The 23,961-nt window shown below is 41.4% G+C and carries 23 protein-coding genes; 4 read left to right on the top strand and 19 right to left on the bottom strand.

What is annotated here, in order from left to right; genetic code table 11:
* From Q0V26_RS15740 to Q0V26_RS15730, 3 genes are all read left to right on the top strand, one after another.
* On the top strand, nt 1–285 hold a 285-nt coding region (locus tag Q0V26_RS15740), incomplete at its 5' end, for a His/Gly/Thr/Pro-type tRNA ligase C-terminal domain-containing protein (protein ID WP_297483592.1).
* A 185-nt stretch (nt 286–470) separates the two neighbouring features.
* A complete protein-coding gene (locus tag Q0V26_RS15735) occupies nt 471–674 on the top strand; it encodes a YaeP family protein (RefSeq protein ID WP_045037452.1) in 204 nt (67 codons plus the stop codon).
* A 3-nt stretch (nt 675–677) separates the two neighbouring features.
* Nucleotides 678–866 carry a DUF4250 domain-containing protein gene (locus Q0V26_RS15730; protein ID WP_297483590.1) on the top strand — a complete coding sequence of 63 codons (189 nt, stop codon included), beginning with the start codon at nt 678–680 and terminating at the stop codon, nt 864–866.
* 92 nt (nt 867–958) lie between these two features.
* Here the strand turns inward: Q0V26_RS15730 and Q0V26_RS15725 are convergent, their stop codons facing one another.
* The 19 genes from Q0V26_RS15725 to rpsB all read right to left on the bottom strand — a co-directional run bounded on the left by Q0V26_RS15725 (nt 959) and on the right by rpsB (nt 23,173).
* The gene (locus Q0V26_RS15725; protein ID WP_297483588.1) at nt 959–2,170 is read right to left on the bottom strand and encodes an aromatic amino acid transporter; all 1,212 of its coding nucleotides are present in this window, start codon (nt 2,168–2,170) and stop codon (nt 959–961) included.
* A 170-nt stretch (nt 2,171–2,340) separates the two neighbouring features.
* The gene (gene tilS / locus Q0V26_RS15720; protein ID WP_297483586.1) at nt 2,341–3,657 is read right to left on the bottom strand and encodes a tRNA lysidine(34) synthetase TilS; all 1,317 of its coding nucleotides are present in this window, start codon (nt 3,655–3,657) and stop codon (nt 2,341–2,343) included.
* Nucleotides 3,658–3,800: 143 nt separating this feature from the next.
* Nucleotides 3,801–4,760 carry an acetyl-CoA carboxylase carboxyl transferase subunit alpha gene (gene accA / locus Q0V26_RS15715; protein ID WP_297483584.1) on the bottom strand — a complete coding sequence of 320 codons (960 nt, stop codon included), beginning with the start codon at nt 4,758–4,760 and terminating at the stop codon, nt 3,801–3,803.
* 71 nt (nt 4,761–4,831) lie between these two features.
* A complete protein-coding gene (dnaE, locus tag Q0V26_RS15710; RefSeq protein ID WP_297483582.1) occupies nt 4,832–8,311 on the bottom strand; it encodes a DNA polymerase III subunit alpha in 3,480 nt (1,159 codons plus the stop codon).
* A gap of 120 nt (nt 8,312–8,431) precedes the next feature.
* Nucleotides 8,432–9,043 (bottom strand): ribonuclease HII, encoded by a 612-nt coding sequence (gene rnhB, locus Q0V26_RS15705; protein ID WP_080159008.1) that lies wholly within the window; start codon nt 9,041–9,043, stop codon nt 8,432–8,434.
* Between the two features lie 5 nt (nt 9,044–9,048).
* Nucleotides 9,049–10,191 carry a lipid-A-disaccharide synthase gene (lpxB, locus tag Q0V26_RS15700; protein ID WP_297483580.1) on the bottom strand — a complete coding sequence of 381 codons (1,143 nt, stop codon included), beginning with the start codon at nt 10,189–10,191 and terminating at the stop codon, nt 9,049–9,051.
* Nucleotides 10,191–10,979, bottom strand: a complete 789-nt coding sequence (lpxA, locus tag Q0V26_RS15695) for an acyl-ACP--UDP-N-acetylglucosamine O-acyltransferase (RefSeq protein ID WP_297483578.1) — start codon at nt 10,977–10,979, stop codon at nt 10,191–10,193. Before lpxA ends, lpxB begins: the two co-directional genes overlap by 1 nt.
* Nucleotides 10,976–11,431 carry a 3-hydroxyacyl-ACP dehydratase FabZ gene (gene fabZ / locus Q0V26_RS15690; protein WP_045037461.1) on the bottom strand — a complete coding sequence of 152 codons (456 nt, stop codon included), beginning with the start codon at nt 11,429–11,431 and terminating at the stop codon, nt 10,976–10,978. The genes lpxA and fabZ overlap by 4 nt, the downstream gene beginning before the upstream one ends.
* Before the next feature lie 92 nt (nt 11,432–11,523).
* Nucleotides 11,524–12,552, bottom strand: coding sequence for a UDP-3-O-(3-hydroxymyristoyl)glucosamine N-acyltransferase (gene lpxD / locus Q0V26_RS15685; protein ID WP_297483576.1), 1,029 nt, complete (start codon nt 12,550–12,552; stop codon nt 11,524–11,526).
* Between the two features lie 103 nt (nt 12,553–12,655).
* Nucleotides 12,656–13,165, bottom strand: coding sequence for an OmpH family outer membrane protein (locus Q0V26_RS15680; protein ID WP_297483564.1), 510 nt, complete (start codon nt 13,163–13,165; stop codon nt 12,656–12,658).
* A 17-nt stretch (nt 13,166–13,182) separates the two neighbouring features.
* Complete coding sequence (bamA, locus tag Q0V26_RS15675) at nt 13,183–15,588, bottom strand: outer membrane protein assembly factor BamA (RefSeq protein WP_297483562.1); 2,406 nt, start codon at nt 15,586–15,588, stop codon at nt 13,183–13,185.
* 36 nt (nt 15,589–15,624) lie between these two features.
* A complete protein-coding gene (rseP, locus tag Q0V26_RS15670; RefSeq protein ID WP_297483560.1) occupies nt 15,625–16,980 on the bottom strand; it encodes a sigma E protease regulator RseP in 1,356 nt (451 codons plus the stop codon).
* Entirely contained in the window at nt 16,977–18,173 is a 1,197-nt protein-coding gene (gene ispC, locus Q0V26_RS15665; RefSeq protein ID WP_297483558.1) for a 1-deoxy-D-xylulose-5-phosphate reductoisomerase, read from the bottom strand. Before ispC ends, rseP begins: the two co-directional genes overlap by 4 nt.
* 66 nt (nt 18,174–18,239) lie before the next feature.
* Nucleotides 18,240–19,088 (bottom strand): phosphatidate cytidylyltransferase, encoded by an 849-nt coding sequence (locus Q0V26_RS15660; RefSeq protein ID WP_297483556.1) that lies wholly within the window; start codon nt 19,086–19,088, stop codon nt 18,240–18,242.
* A 108-nt stretch (nt 19,089–19,196) separates the two neighbouring features.
* A complete protein-coding gene (locus Q0V26_RS15655) occupies nt 19,197–19,958 on the bottom strand; it encodes an isoprenyl transferase (RefSeq protein WP_297483554.1) in 762 nt (253 codons plus the stop codon).
* Nucleotides 19,959–20,033: 75 nt separating this feature from the next.
* Nucleotides 20,034–20,591: a ribosome recycling factor gene (gene frr / locus Q0V26_RS15650; protein ID WP_036793412.1), complete on the bottom strand. Its 558-nt coding sequence runs from the start codon at nt 20,589–20,591 to the stop codon at nt 20,034–20,036.
* Between the two features lie 70 nt (nt 20,592–20,661).
* Entirely contained in the window at nt 20,662–21,390 is a 729-nt protein-coding gene (gene pyrH / locus Q0V26_RS15645) for a UMP kinase (RefSeq protein WP_036793410.1), read from the bottom strand.
* Between the two features lie 91 nt (nt 21,391–21,481).
* Nucleotides 21,482–22,327: a translation elongation factor Ts gene (gene tsf, locus Q0V26_RS15640; protein ID WP_297483547.1), complete on the bottom strand. Its 846-nt coding sequence runs from the start codon at nt 22,325–22,327 to the stop codon at nt 21,482–21,484.
* A 117-nt stretch (nt 22,328–22,444) separates the two neighbouring features.
* Nucleotides 22,445–23,173 carry a 30S ribosomal protein S2 gene (gene rpsB / locus Q0V26_RS15635; protein WP_036793406.1) on the bottom strand — a complete coding sequence of 243 codons (729 nt, stop codon included), beginning with the start codon at nt 23,171–23,173 and terminating at the stop codon, nt 22,445–22,447.
* A gap of 373 nt (nt 23,174–23,546) precedes the next feature.
* On the opposite strand from rpsB, the gene Q0V26_RS15630 reads away from it, so the two are divergent.
* A partial coding sequence (locus Q0V26_RS15630) for a M24 family metallopeptidase (protein WP_297483541.1) occupies nt 23,547–23,961 on the top strand: 415 nt, incomplete at its 3' end.

Here is a 23,961-nt window from a genome sequence, read left to right as displayed (position 1 = left end):
ATCGTACCAATGAACATGCACAAATCAGAGCGCGTTCAAGAAGCAGCAGAGAAGCTATACGCAGATCTTACTGCACTGGGTATCGAAGTATTATTTGATGATCGTAAAGAACGTCCAGGTGTGATGTTCTCTGACATGGAATTAATCGGTATTCCTCACACTATCGTGATTGGCGATCGTAGCCTTGAAAATGGTGAGATGGAATATAAGAACCGTCGTACTGGTACTAAAGAAGCAGTTGTTGCTGCTGATGTTATGGACTTTCTTAAGCAAAAAATGGCTTAATTAACAACCATATGATTTTAAAAAAGCTGCCCATTTAGGCAGCTTTTTTTATAGCTGAATTATCATAAACATTTTTTATCTCTTTCACGGCTATGATAATATTCAATACAATAACTACTTAAGTATATCCACATAACATTCGTCACACTGATCTTATGTGAATATTTTTAGGCAAAGGAAAGACCATGCAAGTTTATCAATGTTGTGAGCTAATTCGAATGACTTACTCTCAAATTGGCAGTGGCGATCAAGGCTATATTCCCACGGCAATTAAGTGTGCAATTAAAACATTGAATGATATTGCCACCAATACTGAATTGCCATTAGAGGTACGTGAACGTGCCGCTTTTGCTGCTGCGAATTTACTTATCAGTGATCACGAGGACTAAACCATGGATCTATCAAAATTTGAAACTATGGACACAATAATGCTGATGAGTATCATCAACATGAAGATCCGTGATGAATTTAATACCCTCGATAATTTAGCAAAATTTTTTGATATCGATCGTGAACAATTAATTGCAAAATTAGCGACGGGTGGCTTTGATTTTTTACCTGAAGTACAGCAGTTTCGTTAACGTTGACTTATAAACATCAAATAAAAAAACGGCACTCATCAGTGCCGCTTTTTATACTTATTAAATAACATTTCTTTGGTGTAATGACTCAATTAACCTTGGAATATCGGCAGTACATCAGCCATCGCTAATAAATGGAAACACGCAGTTAATACGCCAAAGATTATTACCGCATAAATGGTAACATTGCCACCAGGTACAACAAACCCTTGTTGTTCAGGTTGACGCTGACGCAGTTTTTTAGCTAACAATGCTGGAATAATACAGGTCCAAACCGTCGCAGCAGCACCCGCTAAACCAATCGCCGCTACAAATCCAAACGGAGCAAATAATGAGAACACCAGTGGTGGAATAAAAGTCACCGCCCATGTTTTAAAGCGGCCTTGCTTAGTGTCTTCAAAACCAAAGAAATCCGCCAGATAATCAAAAACCCCTAAACCAACACCAATAAATGATGACACCACAGCGGCAATTGAGAAAATATTTAAAGCTTGTTTGATACTGTTAGAGTTCACCACCCCACCCAATGCTGTCATTAACGCATCAACATTACCACCAGCGGCGACAATAGGGCCGAATTGTGTACGCGGTAAATTACCAAAAATACACACCACCCAAATTACATAAAACGTTAATGCAATCAAGGTACCGCCTAAAATAGCGTTTTTAGCACGATTTTCATCACGGTAATAATCACGCATGGTGCTTACCGAATGATGATAACCAAAAGAAGTTAATGCTACGGGTAAAATAGCGAGAGCATAAGGAGAAAGGCTGGTTTGAGAATCGATACTATCAAGCAATGTTGGTAACTGAATATTGGTCGCCAGGCCTGAAATACCAATAATAAAACTGATCGCCATAAAAATGATCAACAGCACCGAAATACGATCAACGGCGCGAGTTGAATGAAGCACAAAAACAGACGATGCAATCACAAATAAGACGGATGCTAATTTGGCATTAATATCGAATATACCGCCAAAAATCATGCCTGACGAAGAAATATAAGCATAAAGCAAAATACCACCAACAAAATACAACGAGAGGTTATTAATCGCATTCACTTTGCTTTTCAATACATCTTTTGTAATGGTGTTAAATGACACTTTAAAATCATAATGCTTTAAGGCTTCAAGTAATAACCAACCAGATAATGTCATCATCACCATCGTTACTGAGATCGCAAGTACAGTCCATAATGTCCATGCGCCAGCACCTGCACTTGGCAATCCAAGCATGCCTGCACCTACGCACACACTAGCAATAATGCATGCACCTCCAAGTGTCGATGGTCTACTCATGTTCTATCCTTTATTAGCATCTATTTTGTATCAGTGGACTAGTACAGTAATATGCCTCTAATATTTTAGCAACAAAAGAATATCGATCTGAATAAATATTTATTTAACAACCGCATATGTTAAATAAATTAACATGTGCGGTTTTATTATAAAAAGAGCCAATCAAGGAATTATGAACGTTGCCATATAAACTGCACCGTTGTGATTGCTGTTACTGGAGCAATAAACTCATCGACAACAAATACCCCAGCCATCGCGACTAATTGTTCACCATAAAATAGCATTGGTGTACGGCGACGTAACCAACTCGGCACCTGATATTCTTGGAGTAATTTTTTAAACTTACGCTTACCGCTGCGGCCTTGTGGTTTTATCTCTGGACCTAAATAGTCAAACCTAACCGATACCACCTCATTAGCATAAGGTAAACGTAATCCCGTTTGAGTTTGTTGCTGCAAACATACCGTCCCTAATGTTTGTGGTAATTGGCATGGTTGATTAATGTTCAATTCCTGCTGCCAATCACTAATATCTGACCATTGCTCTAATAAATACAACTGCTGCTGATAACGACGCACCTGATACTGTTGCCAACACACTTGTGGATTAGCATCGGCTTTGGCTTGGACTAAATGAAACCAAATTTGTTCAAGCTGCGCTAATGATGGCATGATCACCGCTTGCTGTTTAAGCCATTGTCGAATAAGCGCCATCCCTAAACGAGCACTGATATTTCCCGTAAGACGTAAACTACCATCGGTCTGTAATGCTTGTTGGAGCTGATAGCTTAATAGCTCTTCTAATAAAGCTTCTTGTTCACCACATAAATGCGCACTACGACAGACCGCTTTACGAATTCCCGGCCAGCGATCATTTAGCAATGGTGTTATTTGATGGCGAATAAAATTGCGATCGTAACGTTGATCTAAATTACTTTCATCTTCCACCCATTGTAATTGACGTTGTTTACCATAAGCTTCGATATCTGCACGGCGAATGGTTAATAACGGCCGTAAATGTTGTCCGGTTGCAAATGAGGTTAACACTGGCATTGCTGCCAAACCCGCAGGTCCACTCCCCCGCTTTAAGGCTAATAATACCGTTTCAATTTGATCATCAGCATGTTGCGCTGTTAGCAAACTATCACCTGCAGATATATGACGAGATAATGCTTTATAACGTGCATCTCGCGCCGCTTGTTCAACACTGACACCACCGCCTAATTCACAAACTACGCGCTCAATATCACAATCAATACCACTTGCTAACGCCCATGAGACACATTGTTGCGCCCAACGATCTGCATTGGTACTCAGTCCATGATGAACATAGACAGCATGAGCATGATAATCAGGATATTCATTAATAAATCGAGCTAATAAATCCAACATTACACGAGAATCTAACCCACCACTTAACGCTAATACTAACCGTCTAGTTTGAGGTGGATTGGCAAATATTTGATGACAAAAATGAGAATACAACATTGGCTTATATCTTTTAAAAACAGACTATCTAGTCTATACCAGCAGTACATCAACCGACACTCACAAACAGCATTGGCTAACATAAAAATATAAAAAAAGGCCAGCATTATGCTGGCCTTCTTAAAGCGTAAAAATAACAACGATTAACAGTAACCGTAACTCATTAGACGCTGGTAACGACGTTCAAGTAGTTCTTCAGTATCTAACTGATCTAACTCTTCTAATGTCGCTTTAATTTGTGCTTTTAACGTATTTGCCATTAATGGCATGTTACGGTGTGCACCACCTAATGGCTCTTCGATAATATTATCGATTAGCTCAAGCTCTTTTAAACGAGGTGCTGTTAGACCCATCGCTTCAGCAGCTTGTGGGGCTTTATCAGCATCACGCCATAAAATTGATGCACAACCTTCAGGTGAAATCACTGAATAGGTAGAGTATTGCAACATGTTAACGCAATCACCCACACCAATAGCTAACGCACCACCAGAACCACCTTCACCAACCACATTACAAATAACAGGCACAGTTAGGCCAGCCATTACTTTGAGGTTTATTGCGATAGCTTCTGATTGGCCACGTTCTTCTGCGCCAACACCTGGGTATGCGCCCGCAGTATCGATGAAAGTAACAATTGGCATTTTAAAACGTTCAGCCATTTTCATTAGACGTAACGCTTTACGATAGCCTTCCGGTTTTGGCATACCAAAGTTACGTTTAACTTTTTCAGTCGTACCTCGTCCTTTTTGATGGCCAATGACCATAATTGGACGACCATCAATACGTGCAATACCACCCACTAACGCTTTATCGTCAGCAAAAGCACGATCACCGGCTAATTCATCAAACTCTTCGAACATGTGCTCGACATAATCAAAAGTATATGGGCGCTGAGGATGGCGTGCGAGTTGCGCAACCTGCCAGGCACCAAGATCACCAAAGATTTTCTTAGTTAATTCGAGGCTTTTCTTTTCTAGTTGCTCAATTTCTTTTTCAAGATCAACCGAGTTAGACTCATCACGGCGTGATACATCACGTAGTGCTTCAATCTTTGCTTCTAATTCTGCAATCGGTTGTTCAAACTCGAGGAAGTTCAGGCTCATACCACTTAAAATCCTTTTGCTTATTTTAATGATAGGGTTTGGTTATACCCTACCACAAATAACAAGCTAACTTAATTAAACTCAAGCTCGACCTGTTTATCACCTAAGAGCATTTTTAAATCCGACAATAATTTATCGGCAGGCGTTACGCGCCACTCTGTTCCTAAGGTAAACTTGGCCCGAGCATTCGAGCGCTGATAATACATATGAACAGGAACAGTACCTGCTCTATGCGGTTCCAACACTTGGCTGAAACGGGAAAAAAATTGTTCGTCGATTTGCTCTTCTGTTACCGAAATAGCAACACCACGAAGATGTTTTTCTCGTGCTTCTGAAATATCAAGAACTTCACGAGCAGACATTCTAAGGCCACCATTGAAATCATCAAAGCTGACCTGTCCAGATACGACCACTATTTTGTCTTTTTCGAGCAAATCTATGTAACGGTCAAGAGCATCAGTAAATAACATCACCTCCATACGACCCGAACGATCATCTAATGTCATTAAGCCTATACGGCTACCACGCTTAGTTGTCATCACTCGAGCGGCGATCACTAGCCCGGCAACAGACGCTACTTTATCACGTCCTGTTTGCTGTGCATCTTTTAAACGCCAGGTGGTATAATGTTTTAATTCAGAGATATAAGCATTAATGGGGTGACCCGTTAAATATAACCCTAATGTTTCACGCTCACCTTCAAGCCAAACACTTTCTGGCGCTTCTGCAATATTAGCATAAGCATGCTCAACTTCTTCAGGTGCTTCAGTTAAAACGCCAAACAGATCATCCTGACCAGATGCTTGTGCTTTATGATATTGAGTAGCGGCTTTAATTGCATCATCAAGTGTCGCTAACATCGCAGCACGGTTTGGCCCTAATCGATCCAACGCACCCGATTTAATTAATTTCTCAAGTACACGCTTATTGACCTTTTTAGTATCAATTCGAGCACAGAAATCAAATAAATCTTTAAAGTGGCCGTCTTTTTCACGGGCACTAATAATATTTTCAATCGGGCCTTCACCAACACCTTTAACTGCGCCAATACCATAAACGACTGCGCCTTCATCATCAACATTGAAGCGGTACAGACCTTTATTTACATCTGGCGGCAATAATTTAAGATTCATGCGGTGACATTCATCAACCAAGCTAATGATCTTATCAGTATTATCCATATCAGCCGTCATTACCGCAGCCATAAACTCAGCAGGATAATGGGCTTTTAACCATAATGTTTGGTACGACACCAATGCATAAGCGGCAGAGTGTGATTTGTTAAAACCATAACCGGCAAATTTCTCTACCAAGTCAAAGATCTTCATCGACAATTCGCCATCAACCCCGTTGTCGATAGCACCTTGCTCAAACACTGCCCGTTGCTTAGCCATTTCTGATGGCTTTTTCTTACCCATCGCACGACGTAGCATATCTGCACCACCTAGCGTATAGCCAGCTAGCACCTGTGCGATCTGCATTACCTGTTCTTGATACAGAATAATGCCATAAGTAGGATCAAGAATTTCTTTTAGCGATTCGTGTTGCCATTTTTCATCCGGGTACGATACTGCTTCTCGACCATGCTTACGGTCAATAAAGTTATCTACCATGCCTGATTGTAACGGACCGGGACGGAAAAGTGCCACCAACGCGATCATATCTTCAAAACAGTCAGGCTGTAGACGTTTGATCAGATCTTTCATACCGCGAGATTCGAGCTGGAACACTGCGGTTGATTCAGAACGTTGCAACATATCAAATGACTTTTTATCCGCCATAGGAATTGCAGCAATATTAACCGGCTCTAATCCTTGCTCGACACGGCGTGGGTTAATCATCCCTAACGCCCAATCAATGATGGTTAATGTCCGTAACCCCAAGAAGTCGAACTTCACTAAGCCTGCTGTTTCTACATCATTTTTATCAAATTGGGTGACGGGGTTATTACCCTCTGCATCACAATATAATGGTGCAAAATCAGTGATGGTTGTCGGTGAAATAACTACACCACCAGCATGCTTACCCGCATTTCGTGTCACACCTTCTAGAATACGACACATATCAATCAGATCACGAATATCTTCATCAGCTTCATAAGCTTGACCCAGTTGAGGTTCAACCTCAAACGCTTTTTCAAGCGTCATTCCAGGTTCTGCTGGAATCAGTTTAGAAATACGATCAACAAAACCATATGGGTGTCCAAGTACACGACCTACGTCACGAATAACCGCTTTAGCAGCCATAGTTCCGAAAGTAATGATCTGTGATACCGCATTGCGGCCATACATTTCAGCAACGTGATCAATCACTAAATCACGTTTATCCATACAAAAGTCGATATCGAAATCGGGCATGGAAACACGTTCGGGGTTAAGAAAACGTTCGAACAGTAAGTCAAATTCTAGCGGATCCAAGTCAGTGATTTTTAACGCGTAAGCCACTAATGAACCGGCACCTGACCCTCGACCAGGACCTACAGGGACATCGTTATCTTTTGACCACTGAATAAATTCCATTACGATCAAGAAGTAACCAGGGAAACCCATTTGGTTGACAACTTTCAATTCGATTTCTAAGCGTTCATCATATTCAGGGCGACGTTGGGCGCGAACCGCGGGATCAGGAAATAGAAATTCAAGTCGCTCTTCAAGACCTTGTTGGGATTTAGTCACCAAGAAGTCTTCGATACTCATGTCACCAGTAGGGAAATTCGGCAAGAAATATTCCCCTAAACGTACTGTCACATTACAGCGTTTGGCGATTTCTACCGAGTTTTGCAGTGCTTCAGGGATATCAGCAAACAACTCGCACATCTCATCTTCGCTGCGCAAATATTGCTGTTCACTGTAAAGCTTAGGTCGATTAGGATCGACCATGGTGTAACCATCATGGATAGCAACGCGAATCTCATGAGCATCAAATTGGTCAGCGGTCAATAATCGTACATCATTAGTAGCAACCACAGGCAAATCATATTTTTCAGCTAATTCAATGGCGAAATGCAGGTAAGCATCTTCATCAACACGACCTGTTCGCACCAATTCTAAATAATAATTATCAGGAAAATATGTTTGATAAAAAGCAACACAAGTATCCGTCAGCTGTTGATTGCCTTTTAGTAATGCACGTCCAACATCGCCCGTTCTTCCACCGGATAAAATGATTAACCCTTCACGGTGTTTAATTAGCCATTCTTTATCAATCACAGGTTGATGCTGAACATGGCCACGCTGATACGCTTCTGAAATTAATAATGTTAGATTTTTATAACCTTCATTATTGGCAGCTAAAATAGTGAGTTCAAATAGCTCATCGCCCATTTCTTGGCTTTGGACTTTAAAATCAGCACCAATAATCGGCTTCATACCTGCATCATGGGCAGCAAAATAAAACTTCACCAAACCACACAGGTTAGTGAAATCAGTTAAAGCCAGTGCTGGCATGCCAAGTTCAGTCGCGCGCTTAACGATAGGTTTCACTTTCGCCAAGCCATCGATCATTGAATAATCACTATGAACTCGAAGGTGGATAAAACGGGGTTCTGCCATGACAACCTAATTCATTACATTACTTAATTAACAAAAATTATACCCGATCGAGTAGTCATTCGCCGTATAAAAAAAGGCGATACCAAATGGTTCGCCTTTTTATCACGCAATCACAAAGACTTAATCAAGCCCTAGTACGCGCTTAACAGGTTTAAAACTTTTTCGATGCTGGTCAATCGCGCCATATTGTTCTAATGCTGCAAAATGAGCTTTGGTTGGATAACCTTTATGCTTAGCAAAGCCATATTGTGGAAACTCTGCATCGAGGATTTCCATTTCACGATCACGTGTTACTTTGGCAATAATTGACGCCGCACTGATTTCAGCCACCCGTAAGTCGCCCTTCACCACCGCTTGTGCAGCCATAGGTAACGCTGGTGTTTTATTACCATCAATCAGTACAAAATCAGGCTGAATATGTAGCCCAGCTACAGCGCGTTGCATAGCAACCATTGTCGCTTGCAAAATATTCAACTGATCAATTTCGTCTGCTTCACAACGGCCAAGTGACCATGCCAATGCCTTTTGCTTGATTTCATCAAACAGTAAATTACGTTTTTTCTCACTCAATTTTTTAGAATCTGTTAATCCAACAATCGGATTATTAGGATCTAAAATCACTGCCGCCGTCACGACCGCGCCCACTAATGGACCACGACCAACTTCGTCGACTCCCGCAATACAGTTGGCTTGCGGATAGACAAAAGGAGGGAAATCTTGTTTTTCAGCCATAATTACTATGCCTTATCGATTAATGCTAACACGGCTTTTGCTGCTTGCTCATCAGCATTACAACGAATGGTTTTATGCATGCTTTCAAACTGCGCCATTAATGCACTCGTGTCACCATAAAGGATATTATCAACTTCATGGAATAACTTCTCTGGCGTGCAATCATCTTGAAGTAGTTCGGTCACTAATTCACGATCGGCCATGATGTTAGGTAATGAAACATACTTCGTTTTTAGCATTCGCTTGGCAATCCACGCAGTGAGTGGTTTCACTTTATAGCCAACCACCATTGGGCGCTTCACGAGCATACACTCTAACGCAACCGTACCTGATGCGAGTAACACCGCATCCGCCGCTATCATGACATTTCGAGCAGTATCATCCACTAACTCAAAATCTAATTCAGGCGCAGTCGCTTGCCATGCTTGTTCAAATTGAGCACGACGTTTTTCATTCACCAATGCAACCACAAACCCTAGCTCAGGGTGTTTTGTTTTGAGCTTTTGGCAAGTTTGAATAAAAGGCTCTGCAAGCATGGCCATTTCACTGCCACGACTACCAGGAAGCACGGCTAACCAACGTTTAGTTGGATCTAAACCAAGTAATTCACGCGCTGCAACTTGATCGGTTTGCAATGGAATCGTATCGGCCATGGTATGACCAACAAACTGACATGGCACATTAAATTTATCGTAAAATGCTTTTTCAAATGGCAGAAAAGCCAGCACTAAATTCGTTGCCGCTTCAATTTTAAAGATTCGCTTTTGACGCCATGCCCACACAGATGGACTAACATAGTGCACCGTTTTAATGCCACGACCTTTTAAGTCTTTCTCAAGTCGTAAATTAAAATCTGGCGCATCAATACCGACAAACACATCTGGCGGATTAGCACTGAAATATTTGACTAATTCAGCTTTAACTTTGAATAACCGCGGTAGTCGTCCAAGAACCTCAACGATCCCCATCACGGCTAACTCTTCCATATCAAACAGTGCTTCACAGCCTTGAGCTTGCATGCGAGGCCCCGCAATACCCACAAATTCAGCATCGGGATATTGGGCTTTTACGGCTTGAATAAAACCGGCACCTAAAATATCGCCGGAGATTTCTCCGGCGACAATAGCTATTCGAAGAGGCTTCGTCATTAGCGAATAATACCGCGTTCTGAGTTATCAAGTAATTCAGAAAAACGTGCAACTGACGGCCAATCTTTTGCCATTTCAGCAAGCACTGGTTTCACTTCAGCCAGTGTTTTTCCTGAACGATAAATTTCTTTATAAGCGCGACGGATAGCATGTAATTCTGGCTTTTCAAACCCATTACGCTGCAAGCCAACAATGTTTAAACCAAACGGTTTAGCGTGGTTACCTTGAGCTAATACATACGGCGGTACATCTTGTACCACGGCAGAACAACCACCAACGTAGCTGTAAGCACCCACAGTACAGAATGGATGAATCGCAGATAATGCCATTACACCTGCATAATCACCCACCGTAACATGACCACCTAAAATGGAGTTGTTACCAATGTGGGTATAATCGCCAACAACCACATCATGTGCAATGTGAGCATTAACACATAACAAATTGTCGTTACCAACAACCGTCACACCTTTATCTTGGGTTGTGCCACGGTGAATCTGTACGCTTTCACGGATCACATTACGATCACCAATTTCTAAGCGTGTCGCTTCACCACTAAACTTCTTGTCTTGACACTCTTCACCGACAATTGCAAACGGGAAAATACGGTTATCTTTACCAATAACTGTTGGTCCCTTAATGACGACATGAGACATCACCTCAGTGCCTTCACCAATTTCAACCCCAGTTGCAATATAGGTAAATGGACCAACCGTAACGTTAGCACCAATGATTACCCCATCTTCGATCACTGCCGATGGATGAATTTTCGCACTGTCATGAATCATGAGAATACTCGTCTTGCACACTTAAGTTCTGCTGAACATACTGTTTCGCCATCCACTTTAGCGATACCATTAAATAACGCGATACCACGACGTTCTTTAATAAATTCAACTTCAAGGATCATTTGATCACCAGGTACAACAGGCTTACGGAATTTTGCTTTATCAATACTAGCAAAGTAATACAGTTCATTTTCTGCTGGCGCACCAAAGGTTTTAAAGGCTAATAAACCCGTTGCTTGTGCCATTGCTTCTAAAATCAACACCCCAGGGAATACTGGCATATTAGGGAAATGTCCCGTAAATTGAGGTTCATTGACAGAAACATTTTTAATAGCCGTTAACGTTTTACCTTCATCATAGTTGGTTACACGATCAATCATAAGAAATGGGTAACGATGAGGAAGAAGCGCCTGAATTTCGGTGATGTTTAACGTCTTATTTTCGGTCGTCAAAACTAAATTCCTGTCTTAAAAAGAGATAAAAAATATGCGATAAAAATGCAAAATGGCCCACACCAGGCAGGCCACTCAATGCTGATAAAAAATTATTCGTCGTGAGCTTTAAGTTGTTTTTCAACGGCCTTTAGACGTTTATTCATATCATCAATGCGATGAACCCGAGTAGCTGTTCGGCGCCACTCTTTGTTAGGCTGTAGCGGAATACCTGAAGAATACATACCTTTATCTTCAATACTACGCATAACCATTCCCATACCGGTAATCGTTACGCCATCTGCAATCTTAATATGGCCATTAAGAACAGAAGCACCACCAATAATACAGTATTTACCAATTGTAGTACTACCAGCCACAATAGTACCACCCGCCATGGCTGTACCATAGCCGATCTGTACGTTATGGGCGATTTGCATCTGGTTATCAATAATCACATTATCAGCAATAATGGTATCTTCTAATGCACCACGGTCAATAGTGGTACAAGCTCCAATTTCAACACGATTACCAATGCGCACAGAGCCTAGCTGAGGGATCTTAACCCACTCACCTTTATCATTTGCATAACCAAAGCCATCAGCACCAATAACCGTACTTGATTGTACAAGACATTGTGAGCCTAGCACGACATCATGATAGACAGTGACATTCGCCCACAATTTAGTGTTATCGCCAATAACGGCATTTTTACCAATAAAACAACCAGCACCAATTTGAACGTTATCGCCTAATTGTACGCCAGCTTCAATCACTGCATTATGGCCAATAGCGACATTACTTCCAACCGTTGCCGTTGGATCAATATAAGCTGAAGCAGCAATATCAGCCGCAGCAACAGGTGTTGTATCCAGAAGTTGAGCCACTAATGCATAGCTAAGATAAGGATCTTTTACGACGAGCTTGTTGCCATTGAAAAATTCGACATCCGCTTCTCGTAGCATTACTGCATCCGCTTGACACTCAGTAAGCTGTTGACGGTACTTGCTATCAGAAAGGAACGTGATTTGCCCTGTAGTAGCCTTGCCCATCGCAGCAATTGAGTGAATTTCAGTTGTGCCGTCGCCATGTAGCTCTGCACCTAATTTATCCGCTAATTCAGCAAGAGTAATTACAGCCATTTTATTCTATCTCTCTTGTAACAACAGCCACATATAGGTGGCTGTTAGATCAAAAGTTGCAGCTGAACTAGTCAGCTACAACATTTACCACAGGGTTACTGTTTTATTTTACTGCAGCAATAACTTTAGATGATAAGTCATCGCTCTTACTTGCAAATAATACTGCTTGTGCATCGAGTACAAGATTATAGCCATTTTTCTTCGCTACAGTGTCGATAGCTGTACGGATTTTCTTAACAAGCTTCTGCTCTTCTTCCATACCACGACGACGTTGATCTTCAGTTAACGCTTTTGCTTTTAACTTATAATCAGAATCAAGTGTAGCAAGTTGACGTTGAATATCAGTACGTTGTGTTGGTGTCATTAGTTCACCATCACGCTTCATCTTTTCGATTTTGGTTTTCATTTTACCTTCAATCGAACGTAAAGCGGCTACACGACCACTGAACTCTTTTTGCAATTTTTGTTGTACTTTATAACGTGTCGCTAATTCAGACATTGCCTGACTGGTAGACACATAACCAATTTTTTGTGCAGCTTCTGCCGCATTAGCGTACATAGATGAAGATAAAATTACTAAACCTAAACTTGCTGCTTTAATCCACTGTTTCAAAAGACTCTCCTTAAAAATTAGAATGACTGACCAATGGTGAATGTGAAGAACTCTTCATCATCCCCTTCATATTTTTTGATTGGTTTCGCAACCGAGAATACAAGTGGACCCATTGGGGACATCCACTGTAATGCAGCACCGTACGATGCTCGAATCATACCTGGATCTGAATAATCGGGTAATGAACTCGCGTTAGTATAATCAGGGTGGAATTCAGTATCCCACACCGAACCAGCATCAACAAAGAAGCTGGTACGTACTTGGTTTTTAACTTCTTGTGAAGCAAATGGCGTTGGAACAATTAATTCCATACTTGCTAGAGCGATAGCGTTACCGCCCGTAGACTCATCACTAACAACACCGTGTTGGTTGTTACCTTGGCCTTCACCATAAACAGCTTTAGGGCCAACAGTATTAGAACGGAAACCACGAATAGTTGTAAAACCACCCGCGTAGTAGTTTTCGTAGAATGGCATTAATTGATCGCTGCCATTATCTGTTTTACCGTAACCGTTGCCGTAACCCAACTTACCACGTAGTAATAAGGTGTAGTCTTGTTTTTCTGTTAATGGAATATACTGGCGAACATCATATTGGGTCTTGAAGTATTGTGAATCAGACCCAGGAATAGTCATCTTAAATGATGCATTTTGGTAATTACCTGATGTTGGAAAATAACCACGGTTTAGATGGTTACGTGTCCAAGAGATACTCCAACTGAAGTCATCAAGTTCAATCGCATTATCACTGTTTTCGTCAAAACCATGGATTTTCTTAAATTGCTCGATCTGATAGTAGTCTTGAATATTAGAGATCTTGTTATGATCATAACCCAAGCTAAAGTCAAAATAGTTCAATTCATTAAATGGGAAGCCCCACGTTAAACTCGCGCCATAACTTTGGTTGGTATAATCCGAGATATTGGCATCTGATGCTTCAAACTCGTTGTAGTAAATCTTACCACCAAGACTAACGTTGTTAATCGTGAAGTACGGATCTTTGTATTCAAGGCTAATATTCTTAGAGTAATCATTGGTCATTGCATTAATGCCAAATAAGTTACCCGTACCCAAGAAGTTTTTCTGGGTTAAACCTGCTTGGAAGCTAACGCCCGATTCAGTACCATAACCCACACCGAAATTGACACTACCAGAGTTCGCTTCTTTAACGTTGTACTTCACATCAACCTGATCATCAGAACCAGGAACACGGACGGTTTTGACATCAACATTTTCAAAGAAACCAGTACGATTTAGGCGCTGCTTACCCGTTTCAATTGATTTAGCGTTGAGCCATGAGCCTTCCATTTGACGCATTTCACGACGTAATACTTCATCTTTAGTGGTGTTATTACCACTAAATCCAATATTTCGTACATATACACGCTTACCTTGTTCAACATTCACGATCAAGGATACTTGATGTGCTGCATCATCAAACTCAGGCATGGTGGTTACTTTAGGGTAAGCATAACCTGCTTTGCCTAAGTCACGCTTAACAGCTTCTTCTAATGCTGTAACTTCAGCACCATTGTAGACACTGCCGACTTTAAAGGTTACTAACTTATCAAACTCAGCAACGCGGCCAGCAACGTCACCTTGGAACTTAACGTTTTTAACCTTGTATTGCTCACCTTCATGAATTTTTAAAGTAATGTACACGCCTTTTTTATCAGGAGAAATGGCAACATGCGTTGATTCTAAGCGGTACTTTAAATAACCATTATTTAGATACTGTGAGCGTAACGTTTCTAAGTCACCTTGCAGAACTTGTTTTTGATACTTTTCATTGGCCATAAAGTCCCACCAAGGCACACTGTCCTTGAGCTTGAACTTACCAACCAAATCAGCATCACTGAAAACATGATTACCAAGGATATTGATCTGCTTAATTTTAGCGGATACACCCTCAGTAAAAACGAATTTAATATCAACACGGTTACGAGGCAAAGGCGTCACTACCGCTTCTACAGTAGCGTTATATTTACCCACACTGTAGTAGAAATCTTCCAGACCTTTATCAATCTTGGATAATGTTGTTCTATCTAGTGCTTCACCAGCACGTAAGCCTGATGCTTCAAGATTTTCTTTTAATTGCTCATCTTTGATAGCTTTATTGCCAGCAAAAGTGATATCAGCAATCGTTGGACGCTCTTTTACATCAACCAATAACGTATTACCGTCTCGATAGACCTTAATATCTTCAAAGTTGCCGGAAGAATAAAGAGATTTGATTAATGCTGAAATATCCTGTGGATCAACAGTATCACCAACACGAACAGGCATCTTTAACAATGCAGCCCCCATAGTGACTCGCTGAAGACCTTCAAAACGAATGTTATCAACTACAAATTTATTTTCCGCGCTATGCGCAACGCTACTTGTCAAAAGCAGCGATGCGACTAACAGTTTTTTAATCGCCATTACTGTACTGATTATTCCTTGCTAAATACGCATTTATTAAAGTCGGGTAAAATCATTGAATAGCGCAACCGCCATTAACGCAACCAAAATGGCTGATCCCACTCTATAGCCAATATCCTGAATTCGTTCAGATACAGGACGACGAGTTACCGCCTCGATAGCAAAGAACATTAAATGTCCGCCATCAAGCACAGGTAAAGGTAATAGGTTTACAATGCCTAGGTTAACACTGATCAAAGCTAAAAAACCCAGGAAATAGACTAAGCCAAATTCGGCGGTCATTCCGGCGCCCTTAGCGATAGATATCGGTCCACTCAGATTTTTCATTGCAACATCACCAGTCACAAGCTTAGTGACCATATCAAACGTTAGTGACACTAATTGACCGGTTTTTTCGGACGCTTTGATCGCTGCATCAATTGGACCAAACTGTAAATTAACTTTGTACGATGCTGGCCAAGGTTCAATACTTGGTGCCAATCCTACATAGCCAACTTCTTTACCATCAGCTTCAACTTTTACACGAGGTGTCAATGATAACATCACTGGTTCCTCATTACGTAAAACTTCAACTTGTAGCGTTTTTCCTGGATGACTACGAACAGCATCAACAAATTGCTGCCACTGCGTTACTGATTTATCATCAACAGCGACAATCTTATCATTTAATTTAAATCCTGCATCAATTGCTGCACTATTATCAACAAGTTGTGAAACAGTTAGCGTAATTGGCGGTGTAAATGGCGAAATACCTAATGTCGTCAACACGCGCTGGGATTCAGGATCAAAAGACCAATCGGTTAAATCAAGTGTACGTGAAACCACAACCGAACTGTCAGGCTCTTGTGCAGTTATCACAACTTGCTTATCTCCAATTTGAGAAATTAATGCCATATTGGCAGATTCCCAATCAGATGTTTCGAGTCCAGAAACTGATTTTAGTTCCATTCCTGGAATAATTCCCGCTTTCGCTGCAATAGATTGAGGCGCAACCTCACCAATAACAGGCTTTAAAGCCGGTACGCCAATTAGGTACACCACCCAATAAGCAAAAATCGCAAAAATAAAGTTTGCCATTGGACCAGCTGCAACAATAGCACTTCGTTGCCAAATTTTCTTATTATTAAACGCCATATGACGTTTCTCAGGCGGAACCTCAGCTACCCGCTCATCAAGCATTTTCACGTAACCACCCAGTGGTATCAGCGCTAATGTGTATTCTGTACCATCTTTACCTACACGATTAAACAAGGCTTTACCAAAACCAATAGAAAAGCGTTCAACATAAACACCACAACGACGAGCAACCCAAAAATGGCCAAACTCATGGACAGCGATCAGAATACCAAGAGCAACTAAAAAAGCGCTTAAATTACGGATAAATTCAATCATGCAAATTCCTTCGCAATAATGTCTAAAGCAAGCTCACGCGCTTGTTTATCAAGCACCATTACGGCATCAATATCATTAGGTTCAGTTAATACTGCGACGTCTAACACTAACTTGTTTACTTTCGCAATATCAGTAAAAAGAATTTCATTGGCTAAAAAGGCAGCAACAGCAATTTCATTGGCCGCATTTAAGGTGGTGGTTGCTGCTTGACCTTTATAGCAAGCATCAATAGCCAGTTTCAAACATGGATAACGATCAAAATCAGGGGCCATGAAAGTAAACTCACCGATCTGACTAAAATCAAGTGGTGCCACGCTAGATTCAATCCGTTGTGGGTATGCCATTGCACATGCAATTGGCGTGCACATATCAGGTAATCCCATCTGTGCGATAACTGAACCGTCTTTATATTGCACCATTGAGTGGATCACTGATTGTGGGTGAATAATCACCTGCATTTGTTCGCGACTGGCATTGAATAACCATCGCGCTTCAATGTATTCCAAGCCTTTATTCATCATGGTTGCAGAATCAACCGAAATTTTAGGTCCCATAGACCAATTCGGATGTGCAATCGCCATTGCCGGTGTAACTGCATCTAAAGTATTGATATCAGTATAGCGGAATGGACCACCGGAACCGGTTAATAATACCTTACTAACACCATGTGCTGCTAAATCGCAACGCCCCATACGGCGTTGAATCTCAGCAGGTAATGCTTGGAAAATCGCATTATGTTCACTATCAACAGGTAATAATTCTGCCCCGTATTTTTCACAGGCATCAATAAACATCTGCCCTGTCATAACCAATGCTTCTTTATTGGCTAATAAAATGCGTTTACCTTTTTTAACCGCAGCCATGGTAGGTAATAAACCTGCCGCACCAACGATGGCAGCCATAACCGTATCAACTTCATCTAATGCCGCTATATAACAAATAGCGTCATCACCACCAGAGACTTGAATGTTTAACCCTGCTTGCGTCACTAAGCTGTTAAGTTGCTCAGCAGCAGTTACAGATGCCATTGCCGCATATTTCGGTCGCCATTGTTGACACAGTTCAAACATTTTGTCGGCATTAGAGCCAGCAGCTAATGCGGTAACTTCAAAAGAATCAATATTTTGAGCGACTACCGCTAAAGTACTACTGCCAATCGAGCCCGTAGCACCAAGAATCGTTAACTTACGCATAAAATCACTTACAGTTACAAAAAAGGCAGCGAAATAGCTGCCTTTAGAAAAGATGGCTGTTATTAATTATATTAGCCACAGATAGAGTAATGCAAATACAGGTATCGCCGCCGTTAAGCTGTCAATACGATCCAGTATTCCGCCATGTCCCGGTAAAATATTACCACTATCTTTTATGCCAGAAACACGTTTGAACATACTTTCAACTAAATCGCCTAATACCGAAATAATCACTGTAACAATAGCAATAAAGAACAGTTGGCCTAATGATGTAAACTCAATAGACAATAAATGCGATCCTAGCCAAGTAATAAATATTGCTAAGCAAGCACCACCGATTAAACCTTCAATGGTCTTATTTGGGCTAACTGCCGGCGCCATCTTATGCTTACCAAAGCGCTTGCCAGAGAAGTAAGCGCCAGTATCAGCGGCCCACACTAATAAGCACACAAGTAAAACTAAGCAAGCACCGTGATACGGATTATTGTCATAATTCACGGCTCGGAGCATTAAAATACTCCAAAAAAAAGGCAATAATGTGAGCAAACCAAAAATTTGCTTTAGAAATGGTTTTTTAGACCAAAAATCCGCACTTTTGGGATAACTGATCGCCAATGCAGATGCGACAAGCCACCACAACCCACCAATAAGCAATATAGTGCGATAAATACCACCGGGATGAGAGAGTAACGCGGGATCAGTTGGTAATAGCATAATACTTGCTACCAACGTAACACTTGGTAAAATCATTGCATTAATACGCGATGATGCGTTAACAAACTGCGTCCACTCCCAAAAACCGACTAAGGTTATTGCAGCCATAGCAATAATAAAAGCTGGCAACGGCAGAAAAAAGATCCCTGCAATGACGAGTGGCGCGAGGATTAACGCGGTAATAATTCGTTGCTTGAGCAAGCTGCGTCCTCTTTTAATAGGAAATATAATATTCAGTATTGGGCGATACCCGCTACTTAAACAATAACGCCAATACACGACATTGTGCATTGGCGAAAATAATATTTTTTATTTTAACAAAGCTTGTATCTGCTCGCCAGTACAACCAAAGCGGCGCTCACGATTTACAAACCATGTCACAGCATTTACCAAACTTTGTTCATCAAAATCTGGCCAATGTTGTTCAGTGAAATATAATTCAGCATAAGCCGTTTGCCACAGCATAAAATTACTAATGCGGCACTCACCACTAGTACGAATTAAGAGATCAACATCCGGTAAGCCTTGCGTCACGAGCCCCTGCGCTAAATCTTGTTCAGTCAGAGATTCAATATCAAGTTGCTGGTCCACTACTCGCTGCATCATCAGCTTAGTCGCTTGAAGAATATCCCATTGCCCACCATAATTAGCCGCAACATTCAAAACTAGCCCAGTGTTAGCTTCAGTTAATAGCTCTGCTGCAGCTATTCTTTTCTGCAAGCGAGCACTAAAACGACTTTTGTCTCCGATAATACATAATCGAATATTATTTTTATGTAGTCTTTTTACCTCACGACCTAAAACAGTCATGAATAATTCCATTAGCAATGAAACTTCATCTTCTGGACGACGCCAATTTTCACTGCTAAAAGCAAACAATGTGACAACTTTAATTCCGAGTCGATTTGCAGTAGAAACCGTTTTACGCACAGCTTCTACACCAGCTTTATGGCCAAATACTCGCGCTTTGCCTTTGGCTTTAGCCCAACGACCATTACCATCCATAATCACAGCAATATGCTGCGGGAGATAATCGGCTGAAGGAACAGCGTCTATTGAAGGTTGTGCCATATTTATCCCTCAAAAAAAAAGCGCCGTGCTGCCGCACAGCGCCTTAACTTTGTCAGCTAAATTAAGACTAATGTCTTAAACTTCCATTAGCTCTTTTTCTTTCACTTCAAGAACAGCTTCGATGTTCTTGATAGCTTCATCTGTTAGTTTCTGAATTTCATCTTGTGCACGACGATCATCATCTTCAGAAATATCTTTATCTTTTAGTAAAGATTTAACTGTTGCGTTTGCATCACGACGAATATTACGTACAGCAACACGGCCTTGTTCAGCTTCTGCGCGTACAATCTTAACAAGATCGCGACGACGCTCTTCTGTTAGCGGTGGCAATGGAACACGAATAACAGTACCTGCAGACATTGGGTTTAGACCCAAATCAGACATCATGATTGCTTTCTCAACTTTCGCTGATAGCTCACGATCAAATACAGTAATAGCCAATGTACGTGAATCTTCAGCAACCACGTTAGCAACTTGCTTTAGTGGTGTACTTGCGCCGTAATACTCCACGTAGATAGTATCAAGTAGGCTTGGATGTGCACGGCCAGTACGAATTTTAACTAATTGACCTTTCAGTGCATCAACACTTTTTTCCATGCGCGTTTGCGCGTCTTGTTTGATTTCGTTAATCACGATAAATACCTTAAATTATGCTGTCATCATAGCGCTGAGCGTCAGCGCCATATTAATCAATTTACAAGGCTTAAGCGTTAGTGATCAGCGTACCTTCTTGCTCACCCATAACAACACGGCGTAATGCGCCTGGCTTATTCATGTTAAATACACGAATTGGCATATTATGGTCACGAGCAAGGGTAAATGCAGCCAAATCCATTACCTTAAGTTCTTTTTCAAGTACATCTTGGTAGCTCAGCTGTTCACAAAGCGTTGCATCTGGATTTTTAACTGGATCATCCGTAAACACGCCTTCAACTTTTGTTGCTTTCAATACTACATCAGCTTCGATTTCGATACCACGAAGACATGCAGCAGAATCTGTCGTAAAGAACGGATTACCTGTACCAGCTGAGAAAATAACAACACGGCCTTGACGTAACTGACTGATTGCATCAGCCCAGTTATAGTTATCACATACGCCGTTTAGAGGAATAGCAGACATTACTCGCGCGTTCACATAGGCACGGTGCAGCGCATCACGCATTGCTAAGCCGTTCATTACCGTTGCTAGCATACCCATGTGGTCGCCCACAACTCGGTTCATACCTGCTTCAGCAAGACCAGCACCACGGAATAGGTTACCCCCACCGATTACAAGGCCGACTTGAACACCTAATTCAACAAGTTCTTTTACTTCTTGTGCCATGCGATCAAGAACTTGAGCGTCAATACCAAATCCTTCTTTACCTTGCAGTGCTTCACCGCTTAGTTTTAAAAGAATACGTTGATAAGTTGGTTTAGGGTTTGTGGTCATGTTTTTTTACCTTCCAAGCTGATTTTGAGATATGGAGTTGTAAAAAGACCGCAACGTCGGTTGCGGTCTTTGGTATTCTGATTAAAAAGGATTACCCTTTTTGAACAGCTGCTACTTCTTCAGCAAAGCTCATTTCTTGAGCTTTCTCGATACCTTCACCAACTTCTAGACGTACGAAGTTAGTTACTGTAGCGCCTGTTTCTTTCAGTACGTCACCAACAGTTTTCTTTGGTTCCATGATGAAAGCTTGGCCAGTTAGAGAAACTTCACCAGTGAACTTCTTCATGCGACCTTCAACCATCTTCTCAGCGATAGCTTGTGGCTTGCCTTCGTTCATAGCGATTTCAACTTGAACGGCGCGCTCTTTAGCTACAACTTCTGCTGGTACGTCAGATGGGTTAACGTATTCAGGGTTAGATGCAGCAACGTGCATTGCAATGTGCTTAAGTGTTTCTTCGTCACCGTTACCAGCAACAACTACTGCGATACGAGTACCGTGAGTGTAAGCAGAAACCTTATCACCAGCGATATATGCTACGCGACGGATAGAGATATTCTCACCGATCTTAGCAACTAGCTCGATACGAGCTTCTTCAAATTGTGCTTGAAGTTCTTCAACTGTAGCGTGGCTAGCAAGTGCAGCATCTGCAACAGAGTTAGCGAATGCAAGGAAGCTACCATCTTTAGCAACGAAGTCAGTCTGGCAGTTTACTTCAACAAGAGCTGCTTTACCGTCAGCATCTTTGATGATGATAGTACCTTCAGCTGCTACGTTACCTGCTTTTTTAGCAGCTTTAGCAGCACCGCTCTTACGCATGTTTTCGATTGCTAGCTCAATATCAGCGTTAGCTTCTACTAGTGCTTTCTTACAATCCATCATACCTGCGCCAGTACGTTCACGCAGTTCTTTAACTAGGGCAGCTGTAACTGTTGCCATGTGATAATCCTCAGATTTGAATTCGTTGAGTAAAAATCAGGGGCCACTATCGGCCCCTGGTAACCATTCTTAGTTTACGCAAGGTAACTTAAGATGCTTATGTAAAGCAGCAGGCTATTAAGCTTCAGCTACGAAACCGTCTTCTTCTGCTTGAACAGCGATATCTTGGTTACGAGCTTCTTTAACAGTTTGAGCTACAGCACCAGTGTAAAGCTGAATCGCGCGGATTGCGTCATCGTTACCTGGGATAACGAAATCAACGCCGTCTGGATCAGAGTTAGTATCAACAACAGCAAATACTGGGATACCTAGGTTGTTAGCTTCTTTGATTGCGATGTGCTCACAGTCAGCGCCGATTACGAACATTGCGTCTGGTAGACCGCCCATGTTCTTAATACCACCTAGTGATTTCTCAAGCTTTTCCATTTCACGAGTACGCATAAGCGCTTCTTTCTTGGTTAGCTTTTCGAAAGTACCATCAATAGATTGAGCTTCAAGTTCTTTAAGACGCTTGATTGATTGACGAACAGTTTTCCAGTTAGTCAACATACCACCCAACCAACGGTTGTTTACGTAGTACTGGTCACAGCTGATTGCTGCTTCTTTGATTGATTCGCTAGCTGCGCGCTTAGTACCAACAAAAAGAACTTTACCCTTACGAGCAGCAATTTTTTCAATTTCAGCTAGTGCTGCATTGAACATTGGTACAGTTTTTTCTAGGTTGATGATGTGTACACGGTTACGAGCGCCGAAAATGAATGGCTTCATTTTTGGGTTCCAGTAACGAGTTTGGTGACCAAAGTGTACACCAGCCTGAAGCATGTCGCGCATTGATACAGTTGCCATTGAATAATCCTCTATGGGGTTAGGCGTCCACATATCCCATCTTAAAACCGACCCGATAACAGCGTAATTGCCATTGTTACTTAAAATAAGTAACTGAGCACCCCGGCAGATGTGTCGATATGTGTGAATAATAAATAAAAGTATGTGTAATCCAATCAAGTTGTACCATTAGTACACGCCAACTTAGCCAGCTAAGGGTTAAATTTTCGCTTATAACAGAAACAAAATCACTGTTTACGGCGCGCTTTATACCATAGAACAGCCAATAAAATCCAGTCAAAATTGGATATGAGAACTAATCTTATCTTCCCTTTAGCCCCTTGCGACTGGTAATATAACAATCACACAGAAACATACAGATTGAGACGATTTTATGAGCATTAAGATCAAAACGGCTGAAGAAATTGAAAAAATGCGTGTTGCTGGCCGTTTAGCAGCAGACGTATTAGAAATGATCGAACCGCATGTAAAGGCGGGTGTGACCACTGAAGAGTTAGACAAAATTTGTCATGACTACATCACACAAGTTCAACAAGCTATTCCGGCACCGTTGAATTACCACGGCTTTCCTAAATCTGTGTGTACCTCTATTAACCACGTTGTTTGCCACGGTATTCCAGCATCAGCAGATGAAATTGTTGTAGAAGCTAACGGTAAATATAACAAGCCCGCAGTATTGAAAGATGGTGACATCATTAATATTGACGTGACAGTGATTAAAGATGGTTACCATGGTGATACTTCAAAGATGTTTGAAGTAGGTGAAGTATCTCTTGAAGACAAACGCC

Origin of the sequence: uncultured Photobacterium sp. (genome assembly GCF_947039875.1) — a bacterium.
Lineage (GTDB): Bacteria > Pseudomonadota > Gammaproteobacteria > Enterobacterales > Vibrionaceae > Photobacterium.
The sequence above is the reverse complement of the archived record's forward strand: the minus strand, read 5'-3'. Positions and strand labels throughout refer to the sequence as shown.